The 26,678-nt window shown below is 59.8% G+C and carries 26 protein-coding genes and 2 pseudogenes; 12 read left to right on the top strand and 16 right to left on the bottom strand.

Annotated elements, in window-relative coordinates:
* Nucleotides 1-277 precede the first annotated feature (277 nt).
* The 3 genes from DDE77_RS08340 to DDE77_RS08330 form a co-directional block, all read right to left on the bottom strand.
* Entirely contained in the window at nt 278-1,294 is a 1,017-nt protein-coding gene (locus DDE77_RS08340) for a LacI family DNA-binding transcriptional regulator (protein ID WP_108397007.1), read from the bottom strand.
* 70 nt (nt 1,295-1,364) lie between these two features.
* Nucleotides 1,365-2,330, bottom strand: a complete 966-nt coding sequence (locus DDE77_RS08335) for an acetylxylan esterase (protein WP_108397226.1) — start codon at nt 2,328-2,330, stop codon at nt 1,365-1,367.
* An 87-nt stretch (nt 2,331-2,417) separates the two neighbouring features.
* Complete coding sequence (locus DDE77_RS08330; RefSeq protein ID WP_108397006.1) at nt 2,418-2,939, bottom strand: heme-binding beta-barrel domain-containing protein; 522 nt, start codon at nt 2,937-2,939, stop codon at nt 2,418-2,420.
* Between the two features lie 215 nt (nt 2,940-3,154).
* Between DDE77_RS08330 and DDE77_RS08325 the strand changes: the two genes are divergently transcribed.
* The 6 genes from DDE77_RS08325 (at nt 3,155) to DDE77_RS08300 (ending at nt 9,366) form a co-directional block, all read left to right on the top strand.
* Nucleotides 3,155-3,862: an ABC transporter ATP-binding protein gene (locus DDE77_RS08325; protein ID WP_210204359.1), complete on the top strand. Its 708-nt coding sequence runs from the start codon at nt 3,155-3,157 to the stop codon at nt 3,860-3,862.
* Complete coding sequence (locus DDE77_RS08320; protein ID WP_108397005.1) at nt 3,862-6,411, top strand: ABC transporter permease; 2,550 nt, start codon at nt 3,862-3,864, stop codon at nt 6,409-6,411. The genes DDE77_RS08325 and DDE77_RS08320 overlap by 1 nt, the downstream gene beginning before the upstream one ends.
* A 74-nt stretch (nt 6,412-6,485) precedes the next feature.
* Nucleotides 6,486-6,755, top strand: coding sequence for a DUF6894 family protein (locus DDE77_RS08315; protein ID WP_108397004.1), 270 nt, complete (start codon nt 6,486-6,488; stop codon nt 6,753-6,755).
* A 147-nt stretch (nt 6,756-6,902) separates the two neighbouring features.
* Nucleotides 6,903-8,060 (top strand): zinc-dependent alcohol dehydrogenase, encoded by a 1,158-nt coding sequence (locus DDE77_RS08310; protein WP_108397003.1) that lies wholly within the window; start codon nt 6,903-6,905, stop codon nt 8,058-8,060.
* The gene (locus DDE77_RS08305) at nt 8,032-8,574 is read left to right on the top strand and encodes a hypothetical protein (RefSeq protein ID WP_245895138.1); all 543 of its coding nucleotides are present in this window, start codon (nt 8,032-8,034) and stop codon (nt 8,572-8,574) included. Before DDE77_RS08310 ends, DDE77_RS08305 begins: the two co-directional genes overlap by 29 nt.
* Before the next feature lie 6 nt (nt 8,575-8,580).
* Nucleotides 8,581-9,366 carry a DUF2243 domain-containing protein gene (locus DDE77_RS08300; RefSeq protein WP_108397001.1) on the top strand — a complete coding sequence of 262 codons (786 nt, stop codon included), beginning with the start codon at nt 8,581-8,583 and terminating at the stop codon, nt 9,364-9,366.
* Between the two features lie 43 nt (nt 9,367-9,409).
* Here DDE77_RS08300 and DDE77_RS08295 read toward each other — a convergent pair whose 3' ends face one another.
* The 4 genes from DDE77_RS08295 to DDE77_RS08280 form a co-directional block, all read right to left on the bottom strand.
* Entirely contained in the window at nt 9,410-10,270 is an 861-nt protein-coding gene (locus DDE77_RS08295) for an SDR family oxidoreductase (RefSeq protein ID WP_245895137.1), read from the bottom strand.
* Between the two features lie 100 nt (nt 10,271-10,370).
* Nucleotides 10,371-11,261, bottom strand: coding sequence for an NAD(P)H-hydrate dehydratase (locus DDE77_RS08290; RefSeq protein ID WP_108397000.1), 891 nt, complete (start codon nt 11,259-11,261; stop codon nt 10,371-10,373).
* The gene (locus DDE77_RS08285; RefSeq protein ID WP_108396999.1) at nt 11,258-12,016 is read right to left on the bottom strand and encodes a histidine phosphatase family protein; all 759 of its coding nucleotides are present in this window, start codon (nt 12,014-12,016) and stop codon (nt 11,258-11,260) included. Before DDE77_RS08285 ends, DDE77_RS08290 begins: the two co-directional genes overlap by 4 nt.
* A 25-nt stretch (nt 12,017-12,041) precedes the next feature.
* A complete protein-coding gene (locus DDE77_RS08280; RefSeq protein ID WP_245895136.1) occupies nt 12,042-12,980 on the bottom strand; it encodes a DUF72 domain-containing protein in 939 nt (312 codons plus the stop codon).
* A gap of 35 nt (nt 12,981-13,015) precedes the next feature.
* Between DDE77_RS08280 and DDE77_RS08275 the strand changes: the two genes are divergently transcribed.
* From DDE77_RS08275 to DDE77_RS08265, 3 genes are all read left to right on the top strand, one after another.
* Entirely contained in the window at nt 13,016-13,369 is a 354-nt protein-coding gene (locus DDE77_RS08275) for a hypothetical protein (protein WP_157959736.1), read from the top strand.
* A gap of 76 nt (nt 13,370-13,445) precedes the next feature.
* Nucleotides 13,446-13,919, top strand: coding sequence for a hypothetical protein (locus DDE77_RS08270; RefSeq protein ID WP_108396997.1), 474 nt, complete (start codon nt 13,446-13,448; stop codon nt 13,917-13,919).
* A 22-nt stretch (nt 13,920-13,941) separates the two neighbouring features.
* Entirely contained in the window at nt 13,942-14,433 is a 492-nt protein-coding gene (locus DDE77_RS08265) for a GNAT family N-acetyltransferase (RefSeq protein WP_170116496.1), read from the top strand.
* Here the strand turns inward: DDE77_RS08265 and DDE77_RS08260 are convergent.
* The 4 genes and pseudogenes from DDE77_RS08260 to DDE77_RS08245 all read right to left on the bottom strand — a co-directional run.
* Nucleotides 14,408-15,139, bottom strand: a pseudogene (locus tag DDE77_RS08260) (SDR family oxidoreductase); the annotation flags it as partial. The gene DDE77_RS08265 and the pseudogene DDE77_RS08260 sit on opposite strands and share 26 nt — an antisense overlap.
* A 224-nt stretch (nt 15,140-15,363) precedes the next feature.
* Nucleotides 15,364-16,334 (bottom strand): annotated as a pseudogene (locus DDE77_RS08255) (aldo/keto reductase); the annotation flags it as partial.
* A gap of 178 nt (nt 16,335-16,512) precedes the next feature.
* Nucleotides 16,513-16,896: a septal ring lytic transglycosylase RlpA family protein gene (locus tag DDE77_RS08250; protein ID WP_210204358.1), complete on the bottom strand. Its 384-nt coding sequence runs from the start codon at nt 16,894-16,896 to the stop codon at nt 16,513-16,515.
* 330 nt (nt 16,897-17,226) lie between these two features.
* Nucleotides 17,227-18,105 carry a manganese catalase gene (locus DDE77_RS08245; protein ID WP_108396993.1) on the bottom strand — a complete coding sequence of 293 codons (879 nt, stop codon included), beginning with the start codon at nt 18,103-18,105 and terminating at the stop codon, nt 17,227-17,229.
* Nucleotides 18,106-18,435: 330 nt separating this feature from the next.
* Between DDE77_RS08245 and DDE77_RS08240 the strand changes: the two genes are divergently transcribed.
* Entirely contained in the window at nt 18,436-18,984 is a 549-nt protein-coding gene (locus tag DDE77_RS08240) for a DUF488 domain-containing protein (protein ID WP_108396992.1), read from the top strand.
* 212 nt (nt 18,985-19,196) lie between these two features.
* Nucleotides 19,197-20,546 carry a GGDEF domain-containing protein gene (locus DDE77_RS08235; protein ID WP_108396991.1) on the top strand — a complete coding sequence of 450 codons (1,350 nt, stop codon included), beginning with the start codon at nt 19,197-19,199 and terminating at the stop codon, nt 20,544-20,546.
* On the opposite strand, the gene DDE77_RS08230 is transcribed toward DDE77_RS08235, so the two are convergent.
* From DDE77_RS08230 to DDE77_RS08220, 3 genes are read right to left on the bottom strand one after another with little or no spacing between them, the layout of a single operon-like run.
* Entirely contained in the window at nt 20,443-21,117 is a 675-nt protein-coding gene (locus DDE77_RS08230; RefSeq protein ID WP_108396990.1) for an ABC transporter ATP-binding protein, read from the bottom strand. The two genes, DDE77_RS08235 and DDE77_RS08230, sit on opposite strands and share 104 nt — an antisense overlap.
* On the bottom strand, nt 21,114-22,319 hold the full coding sequence (locus DDE77_RS08225; protein WP_108396989.1) for an ABC transporter permease: 1,206 nt from the start codon (nt 22,317-22,319) through the stop codon (nt 21,114-21,116). Before DDE77_RS08225 ends, DDE77_RS08230 begins: the two co-directional genes overlap by 4 nt.
* Nucleotides 22,320-22,322: 3 nt before the next feature.
* Nucleotides 22,323-23,570 (bottom strand): efflux RND transporter periplasmic adaptor subunit, encoded by a 1,248-nt coding sequence (locus DDE77_RS08220; protein WP_245895135.1) that lies wholly within the window; start codon nt 23,568-23,570, stop codon nt 22,323-22,325.
* A 117-nt stretch (nt 23,571-23,687) separates the two neighbouring features.
* Between DDE77_RS08220 and DDE77_RS08215 the strand changes: the two genes are divergently transcribed.
* Nucleotides 23,688-24,113 (top strand): TetR/AcrR family transcriptional regulator C-terminal domain-containing protein, encoded by a 426-nt coding sequence (locus DDE77_RS08215; RefSeq protein ID WP_245895134.1) that lies wholly within the window; start codon nt 23,688-23,690, stop codon nt 24,111-24,113.
* 231 nt (nt 24,114-24,344) lie between these two features.
* Here DDE77_RS08215 and dgoD read toward each other — a convergent pair whose 3' ends face one another.
* Nucleotides 24,345-25,478: a galactonate dehydratase gene (gene dgoD, locus DDE77_RS08210; protein WP_157959734.1), complete on the bottom strand. Its 1,134-nt coding sequence runs from the start codon at nt 25,476-25,478 to the stop codon at nt 24,345-24,347.
* Between the two features lie 37 nt (nt 25,479-25,515).
* Complete coding sequence (locus tag DDE77_RS08205) at nt 25,516-26,667, bottom strand: mandelate racemase/muconate lactonizing enzyme family protein (protein WP_108396985.1); 1,152 nt, start codon at nt 26,665-26,667, stop codon at nt 25,516-25,518.
* Between the last annotated feature and the right edge of the window lie 11 nt (nt 26,668-26,678).

The following is a 26,678-nucleotide window of genomic DNA, read 5'->3' as shown; positions in this document are numbered from 1 at the left end:
CAGAATTTGCGCTCTTGCAAGCAATTTGCGCAATTCACGCAATAAACGCAAATAGCGAGATTTGCGCTGTGGCCACAGTCACATAGGGGAGGGAAAAGCGACCCGATGCGCACCCAAACGATAACAGTCTGCTAACAAAAAGGGAGGGTCAGTGACTCAGAATATGGTCTCGCAAGTATCAGCAAGGAGCCCCAAAACCGACCGGGATGCGAAGCTCAATGCTAGCAGTCTGCTAACGCAAACCGCTCATCGGTGACACGGTGCTACAGCCTCGGCCCTAGCGATGAGCAAAGGTCCCGACATTGAAAATGGTCTCACCGGGCACCAGCGAAACCCCGGTTTCCAGCTGCTGGATGGCCGTTTCCCCATCCATGTGCTGCGCCAGGAGCCGCACCGCTCCCCGCCCGATGGACTCACGATCCACGCGCATCGTGCTCAGCCGCGGCGTCGCCATCCCGGCAATCGGCAAATCGTCGAACCCGATAATGGAAAAGCTTGGCGTAAAGGGGCTTTCCGGCCCATAAAGCGCCTCCAGCATTTCCACGGCCGCTATATCGTTCCAGCTGAACAGCGCCGTCACATGATGCTTGCCGGCCATGAGATCAGCCAGCAGCAGCGCCGTATTGCGCTCCGCTGTATTGACGATGGTGCCGACCGCTCCCGGAGTTGCCGCAATCGCCGCTTCGAACCCTCGTTGCCGCTGCAGAATGGTGGGGCGATAACGGTGCGTATAGTGCAAGATATGCCGGTGCCCGGCATCAAGCAGTCTCTGCGTCGCCTGGAATGCCCCATAGAAATTGGCCGGCGAAACCGAGCTCAGCCGCATCTTGGGATCGCTCCCATTGACCAGAACAGCCGGGATATTTTCTTGCCCGCACCATTCGATCAACTCGTCCCAGGGATCGATCCCGGCAAGAAGAACCCCGCCCGCATCGGCCTGCGCGATCTGCTTGCGGATCATGTCGAGCGTGACGACGGCTTCGTTGACCAGCCGCACATCGAGCACCATGCCGGCCTCCGCCGCCTGCGCCCGCATCCCTTCCACAATGCCGAAATAAAACCCGGAAAGACCGCTCGTGGCACTTCCCAACGGCACCAGGGCGACCGCGCGCTTATCCCCGGCCGCCATGCCGGTGATATGCTTGGATTTATACCCCAGCGTTCGGGCCATGCGCTGCACATCGCGCCGCACGGCCTCGCTGATCCCGATCTCGTTGGCCAGCGCACGCGACACCGTGCTGACTGACACACCGAGCCGTTCTGCAATATCAGCCTGGTTTGCGCGCTTCTGCATGGATGGGCCCGAACTTATCCTCCTTCAACGCAATATTTGCGTTTTTTGAGTAAAGCAAGCCCGGAATTCCCTAGCCGAAGAGTTTCCCCAGCCAGGCCATCTGCTCGCGGTCCTGGAAAGGCCCGCCACCTTCATGGTTGTTGTACTCGTATTCTACCATGCTCTTGAGCCCCGCATAGGCATTGAACGCCCCATAAACGGTCGAGGGCGGGCAGATATCGTCCATCAGTGCCACCGAGAACAGGGCCGGTGCTTGGGACTGCCGGGCAAAACACACGCCATCAAAATAGCGCAGTGTTTCAAACACTTGAGCCTTCTTATCCCTGTGCTGCGCCAGCAAGCGTACAATCTCTCCATAAGGATCACGCACCGCCTTTTGCAGGGCACGGGGAAAGTCACACAGGAACGGAACATCGGGCATGACAGCCTTCACCCGCTTATCGATGCCGGCCACCGCCAGCGTAATGCCGCCGCCCTGGCTGCCGCCGCAAACCGCCACGCGCTCTGCATCAACGAAATCCTGTTCGAGCAGCATGTCGATTGCCCGTACCGCATCGGTAAACACGCGCCGGTAATAATAGTCGTTCTTGTCCAGGATACCCTTGGTCATCATGCCCGGAATGGATGGCGTCGTGCCCACCGGGTCGGCTGTCGCCCCCGTGCTCCAGCCACTCCCCTGCCCGCGGGTATCCATGCGGAAATAGGCATAGCCCGACGCGGCCCAATGCAGGTTCTCATGAGGAAAGCCGCGCCCGCCGCCATAGCCGACATATTGCACCACAAGCGGCAACCGCCCGCTTCGCTCTCGCGGCAAATGCAGCCACCCCTTGACCGGATGCCCGCCAAAGCCCGGGAATGTCACATCGAAAACCTCGACGAGCTTGAGGCTTGTCTCCGCCGGCACCATGCTGGTTGCGCCACCAGCCTGACGCGCCTCAGCGATGGTCGCGTCCCAGAACTGCGTGAAATCGGCAGGTGTTTCCACCCGGCTCTGATAGGCGCCGAGTTCAGGTTGAATGAGATCTGGAAAGGGCATGGTATCCTCGCAAGGCTTTTTGCCGACCATGCACGGCCAAAGGCCCTCAGGCCAGAGGCCTGAAGGCTAACGCACAGCTAAACCGCTTTACTGGGAGAACGGCACCGAAGCGCGCAGCACTTCGCCGGAATCGTTGAACTCCACTTCGAAGTCCACGGTGATGTCGCCATTGGCGAGGAGGATCTTGGACCCGATCCGCACGTCGCTGCCGCTACGGTCCTTGTCACGCTCCTGCAGGTCAAAGCTGATCCGCTCGCCCTGCAGCCGCCCCACGGCCAGCCCGGTAAAGCCCGCATTGGAGCTCATCGCCGCTTCATAGCGCTGCGCCTGGTCGTTGAAGGCAATGGTGCCGCTGATCGAAAGATTGGCGCTGACGAGGCTGCAGCGGCCAGTATAGTTGATCTTTTCGGCATTGCCCTTGGCAACGCTGAGCCGGCAGGTAAAGGGCTCGGACTTGCCTCCGCCCACAAGGGCCCCAGCCCCGCGCCAATCCCCGATATAGGATGTCAGGACATTGAGCTCCTTTGGACCGGCCACGGCAGGCGCAACGCTAAACAACGCCACCAGGGCTGCCAGTCCAGCGGCCGGCATCTTTGATCTAATCGTCATGAGGCATACGCATCCAGCTTGGGGTAAAATTCATTGTGGCTATATTGCGTGTGCTTGGGGCAATGTCGAGATGGATCACCAAGCCGCATGAGCCCTAAACGCCCGGAAACCCGGCAACTGCGTCCTCGCGGCCTGGACAATATTAGTTTACCCCTTTTGTGCCATAAAGGTAGGAACCGTTCCACAAGCGGGCAAACAGACACGGGATTTGGCTCTTGCATACGACTGCCTCTGCGATCATCGATGCCCAGAACATTGTGTATTCCCTTGAGATTGCCTCTCGCCCACTTCACATCCTCAAGGGCGTGTCGCTGCGCGTAGCCCCTGCTGAGGTTGTTGCCATTGTTGGACCTTCCGGTAGCGGCAAGACATCGCTGCTGATGCTGCTGGCCGGCCTTGAGCGGGCAACATCAGGTAACGTCATCGTACGCAACAAGAATTTGTCGGAAATGGGCGAAGACGAGCTCGCCCGCTTCCGCCGCAAGACGCTGGGCATTGTGTTCCAGAGCTTTCACCTGATCCCATCCTTGACGGCCCTTGACAATGTCGCCCTGGCGCTGGAGATCGCCGCGCCCGAACTAGCCATGAAGGACGTCCGGGCCCGCGCCGCTGAGGCGCTCGCAGCCGTAGGCCTGGGCCAGCGCCTCGATCACCGCCCCACTGCCCTCTCCGGTGGCGAGCAGCAGCGCGTGGGCCTTGCCCGTGCCATGGTCGCCAATCCGCCCCTCCTCCTGGCCGACGAGCCCACCGGCAATCTCGACCAAAGCACTGGCGCCGTTGTGGTGGAGCTCATGTTCGACCTGGCCCGCAAGAATGGCACGGCCGTCGTCCTCATCACCCATGATCCCGCCCTGGCAGCCAGGGCCGACCGGGTCTTCACCATGACCCAGGGCGAACTCACCGAGACCACGGTAACAGCCTGATGGGCAATCTTTGGGCGGCCGTCCGCATCGGCCTTCTCGACCTGCGTGGCGACCTGCGCCGCTTTGTTCTCCTCGTTGTTTGCCTCGCCGTCGGCACGGCCCTGATCGCCGGCGTCAGTTCCGTCGGCTCCAGCATTGCCGGCGCCATTGATACCAATGCGGCAGTCCTGATGGGTGGCGACCTCGAGCTATCGCGCGCCGATCGCCCCGCCAACCCCGACGAACTCGCCATTTTGGAAGGCTTCGGCGCCGTTTCCAGCGTCATCGACACCAATGTGCGCGCCCAATCCCCCCAGGCTGATGCCTTTGTGGACCTGACCGCCGTCGGCACCACCTACCCCCTGGTCGGCTCGGTTCAAAGCCCCGAACTTACCGCTTCCGGCACGCCCCTCACGCAGTTCCTGGGGCTCAAGGACGAGGTTTTCGGCGCCCTCATCGATCCCTTGATGCTGGACCAGCTCGGCATAAGCGTGGGCGATCGCTTCCAGCTCGGCGGCACGGAGTTCGAGGCCCGCGGCACACTATCCAAGCTTCCCGATGCCGCCGTGCGCGGCTTCCGCCTGGGCCTCACAGCCCTTGTGAGCCAGGAAGGTTTCTCGATCATTTCCGATCGCACCTCGCCCCTCCCCGGCCTTGGCAGCTGGTTCCGCTACAAGATCCTTCTTGATGGCGAGGACCCTGAAGCCGCCAAGGAGCGGGTAACCACCGCCCTCGCCGACAGCGCCTGGACCGTCCGCTCCGCCCGTGATGGCCTGGGCCCCATGGTGCGCTACTACGACCTTTTCATGCGCTTCCTCGTGATCGTGGGCCTTGGCTCCCTCCTGATCGGCGGCGTCAGCGTCTGGAGCGGCATGCAGGCCTATATCGCCGAGCGCGCCAATGTCATTGCCATCCTGCGCAGCATGGGGGCTGACCGTTCCCGCGTCTTTATCCACTTCTTTTCCCAGGTGCTGACCCTTGCCGCCATCGGCGTCGCGATCGGCCTGCTGATCGGTGGCGGCGCGGCGTTCCTGGTCCTGCCCTTTGTTGGCCAAGCCGTGGGCATTAACCTGCCGTCCCAGCTCCACCTGCAGCCGCTCCTGGTCGCCGCAGGCGCTGGCCTCGTCACCGCCTTTGCCTTTTCCTACCTGCCTCTCCAGCAGGCGCAAACCATTCGCCCGGTTTATCTTTTCCGCTCCAAGGGCCTTGGAGCGCCCGCAACGGATTGGCGCCGGCTCATGCTTTCCCCAGCGATCCTTCCGCTGATTGTCGCGGTCGTGGCCTTCCTGCTGCTTGCCTATGCCATGACGGGCGACGCCATGCTCGTCGGCGCCTTTGCCCTCGCCAGCGCGGCAGGCGCATTGCTGTTCCAGCTCTACATAGCGCTGGTGCAACGCGGCCTGCGCCGCCTGCCCGAGCCTCCCACCCGTATCCTGCGCCACGCCATTCGCTCCATCGCCGGCACGGGCGGCAACAGCAGTTCGGTTGTTGTGTCTGCCGGCTTGGCGCTCACCATGCTGATCGTGGTTCTGGTTCTCCAAAGCAACCTGCGGCAGGAATTCTTTGGCGCCTCGGCCTTTGATGCCCCAACCCTGGTGGCCTCCGACCTCTTCCCCGATGAGGTGGAAGCCCTTGAGGCCATGTCCGGTCCACGTACCGACATCCCATTCTTTGTCGCCACGCCCATGCTCCGCGGCGCCCTGACCCAGATCAACGGCACCCCCGCCGCCGAGGCGGAAACACGCGGCCCCGAAGCCACCTTCCTTCTGTCCGGCGAAGTGCCGCTGACCTTCCGCGACCAGATGCCGATCACCTCCAAGCTGACCGGTGGCGATTGGTGGCCACCCGGCTACACCGGCGCGCCCCTTGTCTCGCTCCACCAAAGCCTGCGTTCAGGCTTGGGCGTCGACATTGGCGACACCCTGACCTTCCTGATCTTTGGCGAAGAAATCACGGCCGAGATCAGCAATTTCCGTGAATATTCCTGGCAAGGCGGTATCGACTTCCTCGCCACCTTCTCCCCCGGCGTGCTGGAAGCCTACCCGACAACCATCTTTGCTGCCGTCACCACCCTTGCCGGCCGCGAAGAAGCCGTCGAGCGGGAACTCGCGACAGCCCTGCCCTTTGTCAGCTTCATTGCCATTGGCGATACGCTCAAGCAGATCACCAATGCCCTTAGCCAGCTTTCCTTCGCCGCGGCCCTGATCGGCGGCCTCGCTGTTGGCAATGGCCTTCTGGTGCTGATCGGCAGCCTCGCCACCGGCCGCCGCCAGCGCGAAGCCGATGCTGTCATCACCAAGGTCCTGGGCGCCACCCGCACCGAGCTGATGCTGACAGCCTTCGCCCAATACCTCGTCCTGGGCATCCTTGCCGCCATTCCAGCCACCCTTTTGGGCATCGGCCTGGGCTGGCTGATCAGCCAGATCATGCTGGAGGTGGATTTCACCTTCGGCGGCGACATCATCCTCCTTGTGCTGGCTGTCGCAACACTGATCACGGCCCTGCTCGGCGCAACCACCATCCTGCGCGCCGCCTCCGCCCGCCCGGCAAGGCTCCTGCGCGACCTTTAGCGACCCAATCCCCGTCATCCGGGGAAACCTAAGCCAAGGCTATTTCATTATGGCCTTGGCTTAGGAGGCCCCCAATGGCTCGCTATTTCTTTCATGTCATCAACGGCGAATTCATCCCCGACAGCACGGGGCTTGAATGCGCAACACAGGACGACGTGAAGGATCACGCCGTGCGCATCGTCGGCGAAATGCTCAAGGACCAGGGACTAAAGCTCTGGGACACCGGCCATTACGACATGTTCGTCTGCGATGAAAAGAACCGCACCTTGCTCAAGCTGTCGTTCACCGCGGAAGCCTTTCCACACACCGTAGACGCTTGGTTATCCGCAAAGGACCCCGCATAAACCGAGCAACGCCTGCAGCTTGGCAAGTGTGCTGTACGGGCACCAAGGGAGCCGTCATTCAGGGCACCAAACAGGTTAAGCGCAACATTCCGACGGAACGCCACCGCACCATCCGCATTAGCCAGTCAAGTTCCAAGGAGATCGCCCATGCTTGCCATGGATTATCGCGGACCCTACCGCGTGCGCGTCGAACAAAAGCCGATGCCGACCATACAGCACCCCGAAGACGCCATTGTGCGGGTCACCCGCTCCTGCATCTGCGGATCGGACCTTCACCTTTATCATGGCATGGTGCCCGACACCCGCATCGGCATGACTTTCGGCCATGAATTTACCGGCATTGTCGAGGAAGTCGGCTCCGAGGTGAAAAACCTCAAGGCCGGCGACCACGTCATCGTCCCTTTCAACATCGCCTGCGGCAAATGCCATTTCTGCCAGCAGGGCCTGTTCGGCAATTGCCACGAGGCCAACCCCGAAGCGACTGCTGTTGGCGGCATTTTCGGCTATTCGCATACGGCCGGCGGTTATGATGGCGGCCAGGCCGAATATGTCCGCGTACCCTATGCCGATGTCGGCCCAACCAAGATCCCAGCCGGCATGGACCTCGATGATGCGGTCCTTTTGACCGACGTCGTGCCCACCGGCTATCAGGCCGCCGAAATGGCTGGCATCAAGCGCGGCGACACGGTTGTGGTCTTTGGCGCCGGCCCCGTCGGCATCATGGCCGCACGCTGCGCTTGGCTTTTCGGCGCCGGCCGGGTGATCGTCATTGACCACGTCGAATACCGGCTTGATTTTGCCCGGCAATACTGCCCCGCAGAGGTCTACAATTTCCGCTCGGTGGAAGACCCGGTCTTCTTCATCAAGAAAATCACGGACTCCCTGGGCGCCGATGTCTGCATTGATGCCGTGGGCGGCGACGCTGCCGGCAGCGCCATGCACACCCTGCTCGGCACCAAGATCAAACTTGAAGCCGGTGCCGCCACCGCGCTCCATTGGGCCATCAACGCCGTCAAGAAGGGCGGCATTGTCTCGATTGTTGGCGTTTATGGCCCCACGGGCAACATCGTGCCCATCGGCAATGTCGTCAACAAGGGGATTACCATCCGGGCCAACCAAGCCTCGGTCAAACGCCTGCTGCCGCGCCTGATCGACCATGTCCAAGCCGGCCGCATCAATCCCAAAGCCCTTATCACGCACAAGGTTCCGCTCGAAGAGGTTGCTGATGCCTACCACATCTTCTCCGCCAAGCTCGACGGATGTATCAAGCCCGTCCTTGTCCCTTCCTCAGTCGACCGCTCCTGATAATATCGCGGTGCAGCAAAGGATTGATCCGACCACAGTTGTCGGCTGGGGCGTCGATGCCGACCCGGCCAACGATCCCACCTACCCCATGCGCGACGTCTCGCGCGACAGCAAGGGTGGGCTTGATTGGCAGCGACCAACCTTGCAGCCCGAGCAGGTGGAAGTCCTCCGCTCGACCGAGCACAACCGCCGCCCCGCGGTCTATGGCACATCCACCCCGCCAAGCGGGCTGAGCGGGGCCATAAGGCGCCGCGCGTTTCGCAAAAGCGAAGGCAAGTGGAGCCACTGGCTCATGCTGCTCGCAGCAGATCGCATCAATGTCATCGAGGGCATTGGCGACGATCTGATGCACGGCCGGGTGCCCAATATCCCGGGCGAAATGGGCATCCGCTCGGAAATGCAACACAACATGCCGGGCCTCATCCGCAAGGTCGCGGTGACCGGGGCTGTTCTGGCCGTGATCGCGGCCCTCGTACGCTCGAGTCCTCACTCGAGCACGCGCAACCGGTACTGACCAGAAATGGCCGAAGCCGCCACAGCAAGGCCAGGCCGGCAGCTCCACTGGAGTTTCTATCTGCTTGGCTTTGCCCTGGGCGGCTTCTTCGACGGCATCCTGCTGCACCAGGTGCTGCAATGGCATCACCTGCTGAGCGGTCTTGAAGAGGCGCGGCACGATGTAAGGCTGCTGATCCTTGCCGACGGCCTTTTCCATCTCCTCATGTATGTTCTGGCGGCAATAGGCCTCGTCCTTCTATGGCGAAGCCGGAATGCCTTCGCGAGCAGCAGTGACCGCCTCACCCTGGCTTGCGCCCTGATCGGCTTTGGCGCCTGGCATGTGGCCGACGCCATTCTCTCCCATTGGGTACTCGGCATCCACCGCGTGCGCATGGATGTCGACAATCCTCTCCTCTGGGATCTGGTTTGGCTGGCTGTATTCGGCCTTGTCCCACTCGTCTGGGGCATAGCCCTGCGGCGCCGGATCGACACAAGGTCAAAGGGGCTCATGCTTAGCCCTGCAGCCCTGACCCTTGGCGTTCTGGCATCGGCTGCCGTCGCATCCATGCCACCACCCGGCGGCGGCCCCGTCATGGTTATGTTTGGCCCCAATGTCACGCCACAGGCGGCCTTTTCCGCAACCCAGGCCTTGGATGCCAAGATCCTCTGGACCGATCCATCACAACAGCTTTGGGCTCTTGAAGTGCCCTCCGACACCCAGGCCACCGGCTTCTACGCGCTTGGGGCCGTCCTGGTCAGCAACAATATCGTGCCCCTCGGCTGCCTGGACTGGTTCGCCGCAAAGGCCTAGAAAAAGGCGCCCGGCTCAAGATGAGCCAGGCGCCAATCCTTGGCTAGATCATGATCTCGCCGCCGGTCACTGGAACAACGGCTCCAGTCATGTAGCTGCCCTGGTCGGACGCCAATAGGACATAAGCCCCCGCCAGTTCCGCCGGCTGACCTACCCGGCCGATCGGGGTCTGCTGGCCAAAGGTACTGACCTTTTCCGGCGGCATGGTCGAGGGAATAAGCGGCGTCCAGATTGGTCCTGGCGCCACGGCATTGACCCGAATACCCTTGCTGCCGAGCATCTGCGCCAGGCCCGCAGTGAAGTTGGAAATAGCACCCTTGGTCGTGGCGTAAGCCAGCAGTTCAGGCGAAGGCGATTTCGACTGGATGGACGTCGTGTTGATGATGGAACTACCCGGCTCCATATGTGGCACGGCCGCCTTGCTCAGAAAGAACGGCGCGTAGATATTGGTGCGCAGCGTGGTGTCCCATTCTTCCGACGAGATATCGGTCAGCTCGGCATAGGTGCGCTGAAAGGCGGCGTTATTGACCAGGATGTCAATGCCGCCCAGTTCATCCACCGTCCGCTGCACCAGCGTCTGGCAATGCGCCTCATCGGTGATGTCACCCGCAATAACCAGGCACCGACGCCCTGCCCCTTCCACCAGTTCGGCGGTCGCGCGGGCGTCCTCATGCTCGTTGAGATAGGAAACAACGACATCAGCGCCCTCGCGAGCAAAGGCGATGGCCACAGCGCGGCCAATGCCACTATCGGCGCCTGTGATCAGGGCGATCTTGCCGTTGAGCTTGCCACTGCCGACATAGCTGTCCTCGCCATGATCGGGGATGGGCTGCATCTTGCCCGTCAAACCTGGCGGGGACTGCGGCTGCTCAGGAAACTCGGTCGGCATGTTGTTGTCTGGCATGGCTTTCTCCATTGTTTAGAAAAGCCAATCCGAACTTGCCCCTAAGGTTCCCGACCACACAGCTCAAAGAGATTTCAGCCCGCTATAGACTGTGAGTAGGCTAATCCTTGCCACCGAAATCGGCCATGATCCGCGGGATCTCCGTTGGTATTTCACTGGCCAGATACCCCAGCAAGCCATGCGTGTTCTTGAGGCGATCCCCGGCCTCGCCATGCATGAAAACGGCCCATTGCGCCGCCAGCAGCGCCGATGCACCGCGTGCCAGCAGCCCGCCGATAATGCCCGACAGCGTGTCGCCGGAACCCGAAACAGCCAACCCGAAATTGCCATGCGCAGATTGCCAGATTTCACCCTGGGGGCTCGCGATATGGGTCCGGCTCCCCTTCATGATCACAACAGCACCCGTGGCAGCAGCGGCACGCCGCGCGGCACCGGGCGGATCTGCCTCGATGCTTTCAATCGGAACATCAAGAAAGGTCGCCATCTCACCCGCATGCGGGGTCAAGACCACCCGCCCGGCATGCTTTTTCACGCGCTCAGGGCTGTTGCGCAGGCCCGTCAACGCCGCCGCATCAAGGACAAAGCTCGGGCCTTCCGACCCAGACAGAATGGCGGCAGCCAAAGTCCCGGCAGCTTCGTCGTCCAGCATGCCGGGTCCAAGAACCAGTGCATCCTCGCTCTTGATCCTCGGCAGGATAGACCCAGCATTTCCGGGATCGATGTCGCCATTCCCGTTCTCGCTTAGGCCGACTACACGCGCTTCGGGGATTGCCAGGCCAAGCCCGAGCGCGCTCTGTGCAATGGTGGCAATCTGCACCTTGCCGGCCCCCGACCGGAGCGCCGACAGCGCCGCGAGAAGCACTGCGCCCGGCACCTCCCGATTGCCCCCAACCACGATGACCCTGCCGCGCGAATTCTTGTCGACCTCCCCCAAGGGAAGCGGAAGCGGGTTGCGCCGGAGGAAATCGGCTGTAATCGAATGATCGCTCATTGTGGCGCCTTCACCAGCGGCGGTTCCGCAGTTACGACGGCCCCTGCCTCCTCCAGTGGAGCAACGAAATTATAGCGCTGCAGCGCCATTTCGCCGCCCCTGCGATCGCCTTGGACAAAGCGGTACTCGGTGATCGAGCAATTGGCGACATCGCCTTCCCTATCGATCGCCAGGATCTCTTCCTCGCTCAGGCGCTCAAGCAGGTAACGCAGGCAGAGCACCACCACCTGATGGCTGACGATCAGCACGTCCTGGCCCGCATGGTGGAGGCCAATCGTATCCATGAGACCGCGCAGCCGCAGGATCACATCGCACCAACTCTCCCCCGCTGGCGGACGATGATAGAATTTGCCCAACAGGCTGCGAAACCGCGCCTGTTCGGGGTATCGCTCGCGGATCCCTGCCGTGGTCAAGCGATCAAGAATGCCGAACTCCTTTTCCCGGAGCCGCTCGTCCCAACTGAACTCCGCATCGGCAAAGCGGCCATGCTCTGCAACCAGTTCCGCCGTCCTGCGCGCTCGGGAATAGGGCGATGCAAGAACGACCTCGGGCAATCCGCCCGCACCATCGCGCGCAAACCAGCGTCCAAGCGCAATGGCTTGCTGTTCGCCATTGGCACTTAAGGGAACGTCGATGTCGCGATGGTCAATATTGATCTCGGCCAGCCCTGCATCCATGGCAGCCTGCCGCGCCACATTGCCCGTGCTTTCCCCGTGGCGAACGATCCACAAGCGCCTGGGCCATCTTTGTTCCATTCGACGTTCCTTTATGGTGCCATTGTTATCGAGCCAGCGCCTGCACCAGCCCCGCCTGCGTGCTGGTTCGAAGGGTCGCGGCCGGTTCCATGCCCGTCAAAATCTCCCGCAGCATGATAGCGTTCTTGATCGCGTAGCCATCGAAGTCATTGTTGAAGTAAACCCAGACCCGCTTGGCACCGGAAGCGCGAATGCGGTGTGCCCAAACAAGCAGTTCGTCATGGCTATAATCGTGGCGATACCATCGCTCCACGCCATGGAAGCGGACATAGATGTCGTCGGCTGTCTTGATCAAAGCGTCAGGCAGCTTGGGCCCGCTGCAGGAACAAAAAATGGCGCCGGCCTCCCGAAAGGCCGTGTAAACCGCCTCGTTCCACCAGCTTTCATGGCGAAACTCGACCACATTGCGCCGCCTGGGGTCGAGTTGCCCCACAATCGTCTGCAGCAAGGCCGGCGAATATTGCACACTGGGCGGCAGCTGAAACAAAAAGCAACCCATCCGCGGCCCCAACAGATCAGCGATCAGGCCGAAATCCTTGACCAAGGTCCCGGTGTCCTCGAACTTCTTGATGTGCGTGATCAGCTCGGACACCTTGACGGTGTAGACCATCTCCCGCTCGCCTGCCTGCTGGCTCCAGGACTCCACGGTTTTGAGGGTTGGCCAAGTATAAAACGGAGCATTCAGCTCTACCGTGCTGAAATGATCGGCATAATGGGCGAACCACTCACTGGTTGGCATTTGCGTCGGATAAAAGCTGCCCTTGAGGTGCCAATAGAACCAGCCCGAACACCCGACGTTGAGCGCTGGCAGCGGATAGGAACGCGGTTCAGTGCCGCTTTCTTCCGCAAGCAGTCGCGCCTTGTGCATCTTGCCGGCGCGCAGAACCGTAATCTCGCGCTGCTTGGTGCGCTTTGCAGCTTTCTTTTCGCGCCGCTCTTCTGGTGTCAGCTTCGGTTCGGCCATTTAGCCATAACCAAATTCCACGCGGGAAGGTTCAGGTGACGGACCATTTCTTCCCAAGTTTGCGCCTAGTTTCGCCGCCGCCCCACAATTTCATCGCCACACCAAGGACAGCAGGAAATGGCAATGCCTTCATCCAGCGCGAAGAACCCGTCGCCACTCACCGGAAGCACGTAAAACAGATTGCCTCGCCGCACCCCCTCTCCAACGGTCTCGGCACTGACAAAGACCAGCTTGCTCTCGACCGCAGCCGCCAGCTGACCACACGAGCAGACTGGACGCTCCGCCCAGCGAAAACTGCCCCAGACATCGCCGGCCCTGACGTTAACTCGCTGAAGCTCTTTCATTACCCTGTTCTTCCGCCTTTTGCTGGCTACCTGTGGAACATCTAAACGCACGACACATGTTGAAAACCATCATGGCGCCTGCAATGTTCCGGTGCTGCCGTCCCACAGGCGATCACCACGAATGAACTTTCCCATAAAGCCGCACGACATTCTAAGCCTGACCGAGGACTCCGTTGCTGCGCTGGCAGCCTCGCCCGGCTCGGCTCGTCGTGCCTATGTTTGCCTGATCATGGCCGCCCATCTGGCCGAACACGTCGCTGCCGCCAAAGGGGTCGATCCTTCCGACTACCGTTCGGAAATCGAACTACGCCAACCTGCCCTCAAGCTCGTGCGGGATCTGGGAAACTATGCCAAGCACGTCCACATCACGCGTTATGCGCCTGAGGCTGAACGGATAGGGAGCTACGCACCGCCATCATTTGCCGACTTCGAGGATGACACCGACGAGGACGACTGGGCCGACGATGCAATGGCCGAAGGCTTCTACATCCGCGACAGTGCCGACCAGGTCCAGCCGCTGCTCACCATCATGAGAACCGTTATTTTCTTTTGGCGCGATGAATTGCTGCGGCAGGGGCTTTTGCCCCAGCCCTGATGACCGACAGGGGAGAACGATAGTGATCAGCGAACTTTCAGAGCCGGTCCGACTTACCGAACAGCACGCCCAAGCCGCTGCACAGGTGCACCGGCGCTCCTTCGATGCGCAGCTGCCGTGGCTTTCCGGTCTTCATACGCCCGAGGAAGACACCTTCTATTTCCGCAACCATGTCCTTCGCGACTGCACCGTTTGGGGCATCTTCGCGGGTGATGGTCTGGCTGGCATCATCGCCTTTCGTCCCGGCTGGGTCGACCAGCTCTATGTGCTTCCCGAACACCAGGGAAAGGGCATTGGCCACACGCTCCTGAAAGTGGCGCAGGCTAATTCGGACGAACTCCAGCTCTGGACCTTCCAGAAAAACGACGCCGCCCGACGCTTCTATGAGAAGCACGGCTTTGCGGCCGTTGAGTTCACCGACGGAGCCGGGAACGAGGAGCGCGAACCCGATATGCGCTACCACTGGCGCCGCCCGGCTGCCGAGGCGCCTACACCTTCCGCCGCAACCCAATAAACCGGCCCAAGCCCCAATCTATGGCTCTTGGGGGTAAGGCCATCAGCACGCCATGTTCGAGAATAGGGTGGCTTGCAGGCCGGTAGCGCAGCTTTGGCCGCGGCTCGGTCAGTGCGCGCCAGATTACCTCGGCAATTCCCTCAGGACTGCTGCCGTAGTTCTTGCCTCCTTCCACCATGGTGGCGCCGCCTTTGTTGAAAGGCTCCTCGTAGATCGTGCCGTCATAGCGCCCCTTAAGCGCCGCCACCTTGTCCCAAACGGGCGTATCCACAACGCCGGGGGCAACGGCACAGACATGGATGCCGTAAACCTTGAATTCGCGCCTTAGAGCGCCGGTAAATCCCTCCACCCCATGCTTGGACGCGATATAGGCTATGGCAAGAGGCTGCCTGAGCTTACCTCCCATCGACGACAAATTGACGATGCGCCCAGGTTTTCCCGCAGGGCTGGCATCAACACCCAACAAAGGCCCAAAAGCCTTGGTCACAACAAACAGGGAAACGAGATCCGTCTCGAGCTGCGCGCGAAGTTCCTCGAGCGGCTGCAGCATCAGGGGCCCGGGAATGGCAATCGCTGCATTGTTGACCAGCCCCGACAAGCGCCGGCCACCCAAAGCCACCCGGACCTGTTCTGCTGCTGCAGCAACGGCCTTGTTGTCACGAACGTCGCAAACAAGTCCATGGAAGCGCGGGCCCAATTCCCTGCCAACCCGGTCTGCATCATCCTAGCTGCGCACAATTCCAAAAATGTGAGCGCCATTCCCGATTGCCAAACGGGATAGGGCATGGCCAATGCCGCTCGACGTGCCGGTCACAGCAAAAGCAGGCGCCGTGCCGATGCCGGGCGATCCTGTTGCTTGCTCCACCCTGATGCCCTCCTGCTACATCTATCCAGAGGCGTGCCTATCGCGAGGGTGAGGCCTCCGCCCCAAAAACCCTTCACATCCATTGGCTGGTATGGCCCTTCGAGTTGCTCGATCTCCTGCGGGCTCAGGGTCAACGCCTCTGCTGCCACCGCGTCCTCGATATGAGACAGCTTGCTTGCACCCACGATGGGGGAGGTCACACCCGGTTTTTGCAGAACCCAGGCCATGGCTATTTGTGCCATAGGCACGCCGCGTGAATTCGCCACCGCCTCAACGGCTTCCACAACGGCCGGGGCATTGCCTTGGGTTTCTTCATACATGCTCTTGTTGTAGCGATCGGTCGTGGCACGCTTGGTCTGCGTGCCCCACGGCCGCGTCAGCTTGCCCCCACCAAGAGGACTCCAAGGCAGCAGCGCCACCCTCTGGTCGAGGCAGAGCGGGATCATCTCGCGTTCTTCCTCACGATATGTGAGGCTTACCTGGTTCTGCATGGAAACGAACTTGGTCCAGCCGTGTAATTCAGCAGCATGCTGGAGTTTGGCGAACTGCCAGGCCCACATGGAAGACGCCCCGATATAGCGCGCCTTGCCGGCCCGCACGATGTGATGGAGGGCCTCCATGGTTTCTTCCACGGGCGTGAACGGATCGAACCGATGTATCTGGTAGAGGTCGACGTAGTCGGTGCCGAGACGCCGCAGGCTATTGTCGATCTCGCTGAGGATGGCCTTGCGCGACAGGCCCTGCCCGTTGGGCCCTGGGCGCATGCGGCCGAAAACCTTGGTGGCAAGAACGATTTCGTCCCGCGGCGCAAGCTCCTTGATCACCTGCCCGGTAATCTCCTCGCTTGTCCCTTGCGCATAAACATTGGCCGTGTCAAAAAATTGACACCAGCCTCCCAGGCGCGGCGGAACATGGGAAGGGCCTCCTCGATACCGAGCACCCAAGGTCGCTCCTCCGTTACCTTGCCGAAGGACATGCAGCCAAAGCATATGCGGCTGACTTCAAGGCCTGTGCGGCCGAGGCGGGTAGTTCTCATGGAATGCTCCTCGGAGATGGTTTTGGCAGCCAAGCACGAACAAGCTGCCCGCTCCCCGCTGCCCAAGGTTTTCCGAAGAATGTCCACCGGCGCGGATCGTTCACACAGACCGCGCCGATTGATCTTGATTATTGCAGCTTGCCGAGATCATGAGGTCGCCTGGCAGGCAGGAATGCCGTTAAGCCAGCACTTCCACCTTCACAGCTGCCGTGCCGGGCCCAATCATGTCGATGGCCTGAGCTGCGCTCTTGGAGAGATCGATGATGCGGCTGCCAACATAGGGGCCGCGATCATTGATCCGAACAACAACGGATTTGCCGTTCTTTTGATTGGTTACGCGCACCTTGGTGCCGAACTTCAGTGATTTATGCGCCGCTGTCAGCCCGTTCATGTTGTAGCGTTCGCCATTGGCCGTGGTACGACCATGAAAGCCAGGTCCATACCAGGACGCTACCCCGCTTAGGACCTTTGCCTCGCTAGCGTAAGCCTGCGGTAGGATGGGAGTGGCGCAAAGAGCAAGAGAAAGAGCGATGCTCAGGGCGGCCTGGGGAAATTTCTTCATATGCGTGGAACCAAGTCTCGTGAGTGGCGTTGTTGATGCCGCCATTCACCTGAGAGATGTGTTCTAAGATCGCAATTGTATGGGCAGAACAGGGGTTATTCTGCGGTCCTGCCCTGCTCTTTCCTCATTTTACGGCTCCTGTGCCCCACATGTGGCACTCATGAGAACGGTCAACTGGGCATTTGGACCCGCAAGCGGGAACAAGCCGCAGGTGTGACCATTGAGACACGCATCGACAATGGCCTCGCTCCAGTCGATGTAATTGCCTCCAAGACCCTCCAACGCCACCTTAAAAAGGGGACCTGATGGTCCCCTTTTGAACTCGGCGATTTAGCTCGACATCGGCGGCATTGCCTTTTTGGGCGTGCCATGCAAACGCGGATCGGCCGGCGGCAGTTCTGTAACCGTTTCGCCAAGCGGCTTGGGGTCGGCCAGGTACTGGAACTGGCCCTTGCCGTCGGGCGTCGGCCCCTTGGCCCAGCGCCCTTCGGCGCTTTCGGTGCCCTCCGAGCAGTTCCAGAACTGGTAAGCTACTTCCGACTTTTCCTTTTCCTGCGGGAAGCTCATGGGCGCCGGCGTCGCATCAAGACCGTCTTCCTCCAGTTCGCGAATGGCGGCCAGCCACTGGTTCTGGTGCATGGTGTCGCGTGCGATAAGGAAGGATAGCATGTCACGAACGCCAGGATCATCCGTCATCTCATAGAGGCGCGTCACCTGCAGGCGGCCCTGCGTCTCCGCTGTTACGTTGAAGCGGAAGTCGGCAAGCAGATTGCCCGAGGCAACCGTATAGCGGGCGGTCCAGGGGAAGCCGACGCTGTCATTTGGGGTAGCGCCGCCGCCCGAGACGATAGCGTGCTGCGGATCCATGCCCGCCACAATGACGTCCTCCACGCGAGCGCCGCCCATCACAGCGCCGATCACCGAATTTTTGGCGGCTTCCTCACGTGCCTCTACCGGCGAGCTTTCCAGCAGGCGGGCAATCATGGTCGCCAGCATTTCGACGTGAGCGATTTCTTCTGTACCGATGTCCAAGATCATGTCCCGGTACTTGGCCGGTGCACGACAATTCCAGCCCTGGAACAGATAGGTCATCATGACGCTGATCTCGCCCCACTGGCCCCCGAGCACCTCCTGCAGCTTGTTGGCATAAACCGGATCTGGCTTTTCAGGGCGTGCATTGTACTGGAACTGGTTGGTTCTGAAGAACATCCTCAACTCTCCTGATTGTTGTCCGACGTTGCTGGCCGGGACCGGTCAAACGGGAGCTTCGCGTTTTAGTTGCGATCAGATTAACCACTACAACCCAGGTGGATTTGCCAAAATCCTCCTGCCTATGGCCAAGTTCGCGGCCGGGGCTGCCCTGTTGTTGCGGGGCCATTCTCCTCACCCCTTCATATGTTTGTTGCGTTCCTGCACGCCAATTCACCGGAAAACTCAATGGAACGGCTTGGCCATTCCGATCGTCTTGCTGAATAGGCAGGCTGGCGGGCGACGGATCGCGACCAGCTTTATTGTGGGGTCAAGAAGGTGCCGGAAGCAATGAGTGCAGAGAACCCGTATTTCACCATCGGGCACTCGACGCGAAGCATCGAAGAATTCGCTTCCCTATTGCGGGAGGCTAATGTCCAACTTCTGGTGGACGTCCGCTCCATCCCACGCTCCCGAACAAACCCGCAGTTCAACATCGACGTCCTGCCCCACGAACTCGCCCCATACCAGATCAGGTGCATTCACATTGCCGAACTTGGCGGCCTAAGAGGAAAGCAAAAGGCTGTGGAGCAAAGCGGAGGCTTCTGGCGCAACAAGAGCTTCCAGAATTACGCCGATTATGCCCTCTCTCCGGCATTCCAAACTGGCCTGGCTCAACTGCGTGAACATGGAACGCAAGCGCGCACGGCGATCATGTGCGCCGAAGCCGTTTGGTGGCGCTGCCACCGACGCATTATTGCCGATTATCTTCTGAGTAATGGCCAGGAAGTCTTCCACATCCTCAGCCCCGGCAACATAGCTCCTGCAAGCCTCACCAAAGGCGCCCACGCCAGCAATGGCCGCGTGAGCTACCCGCCGGGAAAGGGCGAACAGAAATGAGGGTCCAGGCCAACAGGCAGCCTTGAAGCCATTCGTTTAAGAAATTTGGCGCCAACGGCACATTGATAGTCGGAAGCAGTTCCATGATCGTGCTTCGCCAAACATCTTGGAAAGCTGTTCATATTTGAAAACTGGGACCAAGCTTAATGGTTCGTTCGGGAATAAGGGCAATGTTGCCGGCAACGCGACTTTAAGACGAAGTGGACTGGCTCATGCCCGGGCAGTTCTTTTTTTCCCTGCTGAACCCCGTGCTCAGCCTCGTTTTGGCCGCGACTTTCTTCGCTATCTGGACCAAGCGCCCGCGTTTGCACTACCTGCCGATGATGGGCACTGCTTTCCTGTTCAATGGATTAGGGTTCGCCCTCAACGATCTGCTGAGGCTCTATGAAGGTGAATGGCTCCGCGCGGCGGCCAACTTTGCCTTTTTTGCAGCGATATCTCTTGCCTGCATCAGTGCCCTAAGACGTGCAAATATCGGTATTCCGGTGCTTGCCCTGGCTGCGCTGTTTATTCTTACTGCCGCGGCATTCCACCACTACCTGATCGTCGAACCCTCTTTGGAGGCCCGCATCTATGTGGTGAGCGCCGCCTATGCCGTGATGACTGGCTATACATCCTGGCTTCTGATCCGGGCAAAGCCGAGCACACTTGTTGACTGGATTTTGTTCGCATTCATCATGCTCATCTTCCTGTTCGCCGTTGCCCGGCCAACAGCCACCTGGCTTGGCACACTCGACTTGAACGAAGGCGGGACGTTCACATCCTCGGACTACTGGGCGACCGTTGTAGCGTTCACACCCATGCTCGCTGTTGCTGCCGCACTGGCGTTCATTGCTGCCGTCGCAGGACAGATCATGATTGACCTCAGGAAAGAGGCAAACCAGGACTACCTTACCGGTTTGCTGAATCGGCGGGGCTTCGACAAGGAGGTCCTTGCACTCATGCCCGGGTCCGGGACAATTGAAGCCCCTGCGGCAGTGATGATCGCCGACATCGATAATTTCAAAGAGATCAACGACACTTTCGGCCATGCGGTTGGGGACGAGGTCATCGCGCTGGTTGCAAAAGTGCTGTCTACAATCGGCCGGCCCAATCTAGTCGGTCGAACTGGTGGGGAGGAGTTCGCCCTCTTCTTTCAGCAGCTCAGCCGTAACGCCCTTCTCCGGACCGCTGAAAGCATCAGCGAGCATCTGAGCACGGCCAGGCTGAATTGCCTGCCTGAAGGTCGCCACGTAACGGTCAGCATCGGTATTCACATCCGCGATCAACAGGAAACCCTGAGTGAGATGATGTCGAAAGCCGATGCGGCTTTGTATCGTGCCAAAAGTGAGGGCAAGAACTGCGCGATCATGTCCCCTCATGTCTTGCGCACGCTGAGCGGGGGATCACTTCAACGCGCCTCGTGGGGAAGACCAAGAGCGTATGTGCCTTTCGGGCCGGCTTATAGTTGCCCCTGTTTCACTGGGTCAGCCCGTCAACAACACGGATTTGACGACTGCAGATTTCCGCGATCTTTTCGTCATGCGTTGAGATCAGGAAGGTGGTCTTTTCGTTTCTGTTGATCTCGCCGATCAACTCCATGACCTGCATTGCAGATTCCCGGTCAAGATTTCCGGTGGGTTCATCTGCGAGTACAAGTTCTGGCTGGTTCATCAAGGCGCGTGCTATAGCGACGCGCTGCTTCTGCCCTCCGGACAATTTGGTCGCAAGATAGTCCATGCGGTGCTCAAGGCCGACACGTGCCAGCAACTCCCGTCCTCTCTCACGGGCAGCCTTGGTTTCTCGGCCAAGCTGGACAGACAGGGGAAAGATGACGTTCTCGAGCGCCGTGAAGTCCGGCAGGAGATGGTGGAACTGGAACACAAACCCGATATGCCGGTTCCGGAACTCAGTAAGCTCCCGGTCACCTGCACGGGTCAAGTCCTCCCCCAACATTTCATGCTCACCTGACGTGGGGCGCATCAGCGTGCCCAAAATGGTCAGCAAGGTGCTTTTCCCTGAGCCCGATGGACCCAGAAGCGCGACGAGTTCAGCTGAGTCGAGCCGCAGATCGAGTCCCCGCAAAACCCGTGTTTCGGCTTCTCCCTCACCATAGGTCTTTACGAGGTCTCGAACTTCGAGCAGTGCGCTCATTGCCCGATCACCGACACAGGGTCTACCCGGGCGGCGGCACGTGCTGGCAGGATCGATGCGAGGATGGCCCCAATCGCTGTAAGCGAAATGGCAAGGCCATAGGCACCCTGCCGCACATCAACCGGCAACCCTCCAGGCGGAGCCAGTTCCGGAACTGGAAAGGGCAGCAGGGCCGCATACCCCAGCCCTGCCCCGATCAATCCACCCAGGAGGCCAATTAGTGCGCCCTGCGTCACAAACACTAAGATCACGAAGCCTCGGCTGGCGCCCATTGCGCGCATGATGCCGATTTCCGGCCGGCGCCTATACGTCGACAGCAAGAGTGCGCTGGCTACACCAATGACAATTGTGATGAGCGCAAACGCCTTGATCAAATTGCCGGAGTTCGCCTGCGCCCGAAGGCCGTCGAGGAGCTGGGAATTACCCTCAGTCCAAGGCGTTGCCTTTAGGCCGGTCTCGTTTGCAATCCGCCGGGCGACAGGCGGCGCCTGATTGAGATCACTAAGCTTGATCTCTATACGCGAAATGCCCTGTGGCAGGTTGAACAAGGTCCGCGCTGTGGAAAGGCTGACAAAGGCAGACCTTGCATCCAACGCTTCGACGCCAAGCTCGAATATGCCACTCACCACCAAGGGACGCTCGACATCCTGATCCGACTGGAGGCGCACCACCTGGCCTACACTGACGCCGAGATCACTCGCCAATGTAGACCCCATGATGACGCTGGAATTGGCAAGATCGGTCGAACCATCTTGAAGCGCCTTCTCGATATCGGCAATTGCAGACACCTTGTCTGTCTCCACCCCGGTAACACTAACCGGCGCAGTGACGACACCTCGCACCATGAAGCCATTACCCACGATCTGCTGCGATGTGACGGCGACTTCGGGGAGCGCCTCGATCAAGGGCAAAAACGCATCTGCAGTGCGCAATTGCTGGCGCTGATTGGTTGCGCGTTGCTCCGCAACCAGCGCCCCAACATCGGGGGGTAGCAGAGATGCAGGATCACGCGATGGAGCCTCTACCGTGACATGGGCGATATCGCCCACGGTGCGCTGCACCAGAAATACCGCCAGCCCTCCGATCAATGCGCTCATGAAGATGAAAACGAAAACGCCCACCGCCACACCGGCAATTAGCAGTCCGGTTTGCCCCTTGTTTGCGGTGAGATAGCGCAGAGCAATCTTGAGGCCATAGAGCATGCGTTACTCCGCAACGACGCTTTGACGTTCCGCAATCGCAGAAGAGTCGGAGATCACCACATCACCTTCATTGAGGCCTTCCGTGACAATGACGCGATCGGCGGGCCAATCGGAAAACTCGACAGGCCTGCGCACAGCTACGCCATTCTCGAGCACGAACACGTGGCTGTCCGCGCCTTCGGTGACGATAGCTCCCCGCGGAACGGTGAGCGCCTCGGTTTCTTCGGACACAATGATATTGGCGTTCACAGTCAAACCAACCGGCAAATCCGCTGGCTCGGCGAAGGCAATCTTGATGGCACGCCCACCAGTCGCGGGATCAACGCTTGGTGCGGCAAACACAACATTGCCTAGGCGGGAGACACTGTGGCCAACCGGCTTCAAAAGCGCTTCTAGCCCGGCTTTGATCCTTGATGAGTAAAGCTCATCCACATCGGTCTCAACCAGTAGCTCAGAAAGATCGGCAACACGAAAAAGCTCAGCCTGAGGATCAACAATTTGCCCACGATCAACAGTCCGAGTTAGGATCACGCCTTCGAGCGGCGCCCGAATAGTGTATTGGTCCAGCTGACTCTTTGCCTGATCGAGTGCTGCTTGCAGCCGGGCAACCTCGTTGGTGGCACCTGCAAGGGCAAGCTCGGCATCTTCACGCGTCGAACGTGGGGCATTTTCGCCTAGGGCCACAGCCCTGTCTACGGTGGCCTGCGCCTGGGCTTGCCGAACAATACCAGCATCTAGCGCTGCTTGCGCTTGATCCACCACGCTCTTTGGCTGCGTAGCATCCAATTGCACAAGCACATTGCCTGCATTGATCATGTCGCCTTCGCCGGCCAGGACTTCGATCGCCTGTCCAGACACGGACGATCGAACCGGAACTGACTCGCGCGCTGCCACACGACCGTTGACGGCAAGCACTTGCGTATACGGACCTGGCGCGAGCACTTCGGCTGCCACACTTTTTGGCTTGGCCTCCCACGGACGTTCAAGGATTGCAAAAGCACCCGCACCAAAGAGCGCCAGCACAAGCAAGATCTTCCACGCAGATAAGCGACGCATGCGGGAGCCTTTTTGTTTCCGTGCTGAACTCGCCATTCTATGTCTCAATCGATAGACAAAATGTTGTACGATTGCCAGACCGCTTTGGATTAGATTCCTAAACTGGAGTTGTTGAACATGCCTCGGCCCAAGGGCAGTCGCGATCGTGCTTTCGAGGAAAGAAGGAGGGCCCTGATCGGTCTGGCTCGTATGCACCTGTCCTCGCCACTGGGGCGAAAGGCAAGTTGGCGGGACATTGCAGCTGCATGCAACGTCTCCGTATCGACCATGAACCACTATTTCTCTGACCGGAGTTCACTTGTAGCAGCAATATTGGAGCAGGCTGCACACGAAGGCGCGCCATTTCTGGCTCTGGCAAGCAAACCATCAGGCCCCTTCCCGCAGTCCATTGAAGACCTCGTTTCCAAGCTCTCCCTTGGCTTCAGTCATGGCGTTCTTGCCCTCCAAGTGATTGGGCTTGGCGAAGGCTTTGCGGACCCGCGAGTGGGTTGTGCCTATCTTGGCGACCATTTGGAGCCCGTTCTCGGGGCTATTGCCAAGCGTCTTTCACAGCACGTGGCCCTGGGCGAAATGAGAAATGTCGATACACACTTTGCGGCGATTCAACTTCTTTCTCCCCTGCTGATCATTCACCTGCATCAGACTGTGCTAGGTGGCGACCAGCATTTCCCCAAGGTGATAGATGATTTCTGCGCTGAGCACGCTGCAGCATTTGTTCGCGCCAGTCGAGCAGCTTAGCTCTCCCTAATAACATCTCAGCCTAGTTGAGACGGGTACACGCCCAGTCCAGTACAACCTGCCAAGCTTCAGGTCCGCAGAACAAGCACGTCTGCGGCAATCAAGGTGCCGCAGGCGGTGCAGAAGTGTCCACAGTGGAAGCGGTCCTCGCTTCAGGCGGTTCATCGATGGATGGATCTGCGGCGCTCGGCACGGTATGAACTTGTGCTGGTTGAGCGCTGCCGCTCAAAATCACCAGTTGGTTAGCGAGCCATCTTCCCGATAAAAGATGGGTAAGCTTACCTGCTCAAATGGATAGCGGCTGAGCCCTTCCCAGTCTACTTCCAGGCCAAGACCCGGTTCATCCGAGGCAATCAGCCAGCCGTTCTCCCAGCGGTGAGAACTGGTAATCACGTCGGCCAGGCTTTCTCCAGGACGGCGTGGCAGTTCCTGTACCAGCATGTTGGGCGTAGCCAGATTCAGGTGCAAACACGCAGCTGTTGACACGGGACCGATCGGATTATGCACTGCCAAGTCGATCAGGTGCGTTTCGCACCAGCCAGCAATCTTGCGAGCTTCCGTAAAGCCAGCAGCAATGCACATGTCGATACGGGCATAGTCGATCAGTTCTTCCTCGATCAACGATCGGAATTGCCATTTGGTACCGAGCTGTTCGCCCGCTGCAATCGGCACCGCGGTCTGGTCGCGCAGTCGGCGATAGGATTCGGGGTTTTCAATGCGCAGAGGATCTTCGATAAACATGGGACGATAAGGCTCAACGCCCCGGCACAAACGCACGGCATCAGGAACGCTGGTCCTGGTGTGAGCGTCGAACGCCAGCTCGATTTCGGGCCCAAGCTCACTGCGCAACAGGGCGAACGCGTCGATCGTCCAATCTACAGCGTGACGCGGTTCATACAGGGTAGCACCGAACGGACCGCTGTCCCAACGCAGGCAATTCCAGCCTTCTTCCGCCCGTTGGCGCGCAACCCCCAGCAACTCCTCTGGCGAGGCTGCTGCCATATGACAATAGGTGTCCACCTTGTCGCGCACCTTGCCACCGAGCAACTGATAGACGGGTACGCCCAGCGCCTTGCCCTTGATGTCCCATAGCGCGATATCAATGGCAGCGATAGCCGAGGTCAGCACTTGGTTGGACGGGTGAAATCCGCTGCGCCACATCAATTGCCAGAGGTGTTCGGACCGCATGGGGTCCTCGCCAATCAGCAGGGGCGCGAGGGACTCAATTACACCCGCCACGCCCAGTTCGCGAGAGGTCAATCCGCCCTCGCCGATCCCGATGATACCCTCATCGGTTTCCACCTTGACGAACAACATGGTTCGCCATTCCTTGACTAGGTAGGGGGTGATCGCCACGATTTTCATGATCGAGTACTTTCTTGGAGATACGGGGCCGCAGGGCCTACCAATTGGTGACGGAGCCATCGCGGCGGCTCAGCAGCGGAGCCTGCCAGAACTTGAACTCCTGTTTGCGCACCAGTTCTTCGTTGACTTCTACCCCCAGGCCAGGAGCATCGGAAACTTGATAGCAAGCACGCTTCAGGCGTGGCTGCACCGGGAAGAACTCCGAGTTGTCGAAGCCCAGATGAGTTTCAGCAGGGGACGAGCGGGTTTCCAACCAAGAAAAGTTCGAGACAGCCGCTGCAAAATGAACCGTCGCGGCGGTGCAGATGGGACCCAGCGGATTGTGGGGCATCATGTCGACGTAGTGGGCTTCGCTCCAGCCTGCCACCTTCATAGATTCAGTAAGCCCACCGACATTACAAACGTCGATACGATTGAACTGGTGAATGTCACGCTCGATGTAAGGCAAGAACTGCCACTTGGAGGCGAACTCCTCGCCAATGGCGAAGGGAATATCGGTCATCCGGCGCAGGGCTTCATAGGCTTCGGGCGCCTCGTCGCGGATCGGCTCTTCCAGGAAGTCCAATGTGCCTCGCGGCATTTTTTGGCAAAAACTGGCGGCTTCTGCGACGGAAAGCCGATGATGGTAGTCAACGCCAAGCACCACCTCGTCACCAAGCGCCTCGCGGGCCTTGGTGCACCATTTAGCAGTCGTGGCGATATGCTCGCGCGGCTCGTAGATGGTTTCCTCGTGTCCCGAGGGCGATAGGCGCATCGCGGTCCAGCCCGCTTCCATCAGCATCTGTGCCTGCTCGATCATCGACTCGCCTGGCTCGCCGGAGGTGGTGGCAAAAGTGGGTATGCGGTCGCGCTGCTTGCCACCGAGCAGTTCATAGACAGGGACGCCCAGCGCCTTGCCCTTGATGTCGTAAAGCGCAATGTCGATGGCGGATTGCGCCGCCGCCAGGACGCGGCCGCCTTCGAAGTACTGGCTGCGGTAGAGCTTTTGCCAGATGCCGCCGATATTGAACGGGTCCATGCCGATGATGATCTCGGCGAAGTGCTCCAGCGCCCCCACGACAGCTTTTTCTCGTCCCGTAAGGCCGCTTTCACCCCATCCGAAGATGCCCTCATCAGTTTCGATCTTGACGAGCAGTTGGTTGCGAATGCCGACCCAAACTGGAAAGGCGTGAATAGCGGTGATTTTCATTTCAAGCTGCT

This window comes from Devosia submarina (assembly GCF_003056345.1).
Classification (GTDB): Bacteria; Pseudomonadota; Alphaproteobacteria; order Rhizobiales; family Devosiaceae; genus Devosia; species Devosia submarina.
This window is presented reverse-complemented; position numbering and strand designations above follow the sequence as displayed.

Coding starts and splice junctions, on each gene's coding strand:
- DDE77_RS08290 (WP_108397000.1), bottom strand. CDS start 11,261: ATGAGCGATCATTCGATTACAGCCGATTTCCTCCGGCGCAACCCGCTT.
- DDE77_RS08270 (WP_108396997.1), top strand. CDS start 13,446: ATGAACTTTCCCATAAAGCCGCACGACATTCTAAGCCTGACCGAGGAC.
- DDE77_RS08280 (WP_245895136.1), bottom strand. CDS start 12,980: ATGGCCGAACCGAAGCTGACACCAGAAGAGCGGCGCGAAAAGAAAGCT.
- DDE77_RS08295 (WP_245895137.1), bottom strand. CDS start 10,270: ATGCCAGACAACAACATGCCGACCGAGTTTCCTGAGCAGCCGCAGTCC.
- DDE77_RS08240 (WP_108396992.1), top strand. CDS start 18,436: ATGAGTGCAGAGAACCCGTATTTCACCATCGGGCACTCGACGCGAAGC.
- DDE77_RS08310 (WP_108397003.1), top strand. CDS start 6,903: ATGCTTGCCATGGATTATCGCGGACCCTACCGCGTGCGCGTCGAACAA.
- DDE77_RS08205 (WP_108396985.1), bottom strand. CDS start 26,667: ATGAAAATCACCGCTATTCACGCCTTTCCAGTTTGGGTCGGCATTCGC.
- DDE77_RS08330 (WP_108397006.1), bottom strand. CDS start 2,939: ATGACGATTAGATCAAAGATGCCGGCCGCTGGACTGGCAGCCCTGGTG.
- DDE77_RS08335 (WP_108397226.1), bottom strand. CDS start 2,330: ATGCCCTTTCCAGATCTCATTCAACCTGAACTCGGCGCCTATCAGAGC.
- DDE77_RS08300 (WP_108397001.1), top strand. CDS start 8,581: ATGGCCGAAGCCGCCACAGCAAGGCCAGGCCGGCAGCTCCACTGGAGT.
- DDE77_RS08235 (WP_108396991.1), top strand. CDS start 19,197: ATGCCCGGGCAGTTCTTTTTTTCCCTGCTGAACCCCGTGCTCAGCCTC.
- DDE77_RS08225 (WP_108396989.1), bottom strand. CDS start 22,319: ATGCTCTATGGCCTCAAGATTGCTCTGCGCTATCTCACCGCAAACAAG.
- DDE77_RS08230 (WP_108396990.1), bottom strand. CDS start 21,117: ATGAGCGCACTGCTCGAAGTTCGAGACCTCGTAAAGACCTATGGTGAG.
- dgoD (WP_157959734.1), bottom strand. CDS start 25,478: ATGAAAATCGTGGCGATCACCCCCTACCTAGTCAAGGAATGGCGAACC.
- DDE77_RS08285 (WP_108396999.1), bottom strand. CDS start 12,016: ATGGAACAAAGATGGCCCAGGCGCTTGTGGATCGTTCGCCACGGGGAA.
- DDE77_RS08340 (WP_108397007.1), bottom strand. CDS start 1,294: ATGCAGAAGCGCGCAAACCAGGCTGATATTGCAGAACGGCTCGGTGTG.
- DDE77_RS08315 (WP_108397004.1), top strand. CDS start 6,486: ATGGCTCGCTATTTCTTTCATGTCATCAACGGCGAATTCATCCCCGAC.
- DDE77_RS08320 (WP_108397005.1), top strand. CDS start 3,862: ATGGGCAATCTTTGGGCGGCCGTCCGCATCGGCCTTCTCGACCTGCGT.
- DDE77_RS08250 (WP_210204358.1), bottom strand. CDS start 16,896: ATGAAGAAATTTCCCCAGGCCGCCCTGAGCATCGCTCTTTCTCTTGCT.
- DDE77_RS08245 (WP_108396993.1), bottom strand. CDS start 18,105: ATGTTCTTCAGAACCAACCAGTTCCAGTACAATGCACGCCCTGAAAAG.